At 53.2% G+C, this 2,720-nt stretch carries 1 rRNA gene; it reads right to left on the minus strand.

The features are described from left to right. Positions 1–2: 2 nt before the first annotated feature. Positions 3–2,720 (minus strand): 23S ribosomal RNA (locus tag HMPREF2932_RS01015); the annotation flags it as partial.

The following is a 2,720-nucleotide window of genomic DNA, read 5'->3' on the forward strand; positions in this document are numbered from 1 at the left end:
GTGTGTGTGTTTGTTTTGGTCTATTAGTACCAGTAGCCTCCACACTTTACAGTGCTTCCAGGTCTGGCCTATCAACCCCATCGTCTTTGGGGGACCTTAAATGAAACCTCATCTTAAAACAGGCTTCCCGCTTAGATGCTTTCAGCGGTTATCCCTTCCGTACGTAGCCAACCAGCCATGCTCCTGGCGGAACAACTGGCACACTAGAGGTACGTCCGTCCCGGTCCTCTCGTACTAGGGACAGCCTTCTTCAAGTTTCAACGCGCGCGGCGGATAGAGACCGAACTGTCTCACGACGTTCTGAACCCAGCTCGCGTGCCGCTTTAATGGGCGAACAGCCCAACCCTTGGGACCTACTCCAGCCCCAGGATGCGACGAGCCGACATCGAGGTGCCAAACCATCCCGTCGATATGGACTCTTGGGGAAGATCAGCCTGTTATCCCCGGGGTACCTTTTATCCGTTGAGCGACACCACATCCACAAGTAGGTGCCGGATCACTAGTCCCGACTTTCGTCCCTGTTCGACATGTCTGTCTCACAGTCAAGCTCCCTTGTGCACTTACACTCACCACCTGATTGCCAACCAGGCTGAGGGAACCTTTGGGCGCCTCCGTTACATTTTGGGAGGCAACCGCCCCAGTTAAACTACCCACCAGGCACTGTCCCCAACCCAGATCATGGGCCAAGGTTAGACATCCAATCCGATCAGAGTGGTATTTCAACAACGACTCCACACACACTGGCGTGCACGTTTCACAGTCTCCCACCTATCCTACACAAACCGAACCGAACACCAATACCAAGCTATAGTGAAGGTCCCGGGGTCTTTTCGTCCTGCCGCGCGTAACGAGCATCTTTACTCGTAGTGCAATTTCACCGGGCCTGTGGTTGAGACAGCAGAGAAGTCGTTACGCCATTCGTGCAGGTCGGAACTTACCCGACAAGGAATTTCGCTACCTTAGGATGGTTATAGTTACCACCGCCGTTTACTGGGGCTTAAATTCTCAGCTTCGCCACCAAAGGTGACTAACCGGTCCTCTTAACCTTCCAGCACCGGGCAGGCGTCAGTCCATATACATCAACTTAACGTCTTCGCATGGACCTGTGTTTTTGATAAACAGTCGCTTCCCTCTATTCTCTGCGACCCCACAACCCACCACCAACGCAAAGGCTGGTTTAAGTCGTGTGGTCCCCCTTCTCCCGAAGTTACGGGGGCATTTTGCCGAGTTCCTTAACCACAGTTCACCCGAACGCCTTAGTATTTTCAACCTGACCACCTGTGTCGGTTTAGGGTACGGGCCATACATCCACATCGCTAGAGGCTTTTCTCGACAGTACTAGATCACCAACTTCACCCCAATTGGGCTACGCATCACGCCTCAGGCATACGGTGTGCGGATTTGCCTACACACCACCTCACACGCTTACACCAACAATCCACTAAGCGGCATGGCTACTACACTGTGTCACCCCATCACTTGAACCACACATCAGGCCCCACGACATCAACAACCAACGTGTTCAAAGAACACACCAGTCGTATCCGCGGTGGTTAGTATCAGTGCTTTATCATGGGCGCGGATATACGGGTACCAGAATATCAACTGGTTGTCCATCGACTACGCCTGTCGGCCTCGCCTTAGGTCCCGACTCACCCTGGGAAGACGAACTTGACCCAGGAACCCTTAGTCATCCGGCGGGAAGGATTCTCACCTTCCAATTCGTTACTCATGCCTGCATTCTCACTCGCACACACTCCACGCCTCCTTACGGTAACGCTTCAACACATGCACGACGCTCCCCTACCCAAACAAAAAGTTTGCCGCGGCTTCGGCGGTGTGCTTGAGCCCCACTACATTGTCGGCGCAGGACCACTCGACCAGTGAGCTATTACGCACTCTTTCAAGGATGGCTGCTTCTAAGCCAACCTCCTGGCTGTCTTCGCGATCCCACATCCTTTTCCACTTAGCACACCCTTAGGGGCCTTAACCGGCGATCTGGGCTGTTTCCCTCTCGACTATGAAGCTTATCCCCCACAGTCTCACTGCCGCACAACACAATTGATGGCATTCGGAGTTTGGCTGACATTGCTAAGATTGTAGTCCCGCTCAACCAACCAGTAGCTCTACCTCCACCAAGCTAATGCGACGCTGCACCTAAATGCATTTCGGGGAGAACCAGCTATCACGGAGTTTGATTGGCCTTTCACCCCTACCCACAACTCATCCCCGCAGTTTTCAACCTACGTGGGTTCGCGCCTCCACAGCATCTTACTACTGCTTCACACTGGCCATGGGTAGATCACCCCGCTTCGGGTCCAGGACATGCCACTCAACACCCCATTAGGATTCGGTTTCCCTACGGCTACCCCACACGGGTTAACCTCGCGACATGCCGCTGACTCGCAGGCTCATTCTTCAAAAGGCACGCCATCACACAATAAAAAGTGCTCTGACGGATTGTAAGCACATGGTTTCAGGAACTATTTCACTCCCCTCCCGGGGTACTTTTCACCATTCCCTCACGGTACTAATACACTATCGGTCACACTGAGTATTTAGGCTTACCGGGTGGTCCCGGCAGATTCACAGCAGATTCCACGAGCCCGCTGCTACTCGGGCAACCCAACAACTAATGCATTGAAGCCTTCAACTACGGGACTATCACCCTCTACGGTAGGCGTTTCCACACCACTTCACCTAACAACAACACACAAGCA

It is taken from the genome of Corynebacterium sp. HMSC074H12, from assembly GCF_001813755.1.
Taxonomy (GTDB): domain Bacteria; phylum Actinomycetota; class Actinomycetes; order Mycobacteriales; family Mycobacteriaceae; genus Corynebacterium; species Corynebacterium hiratae.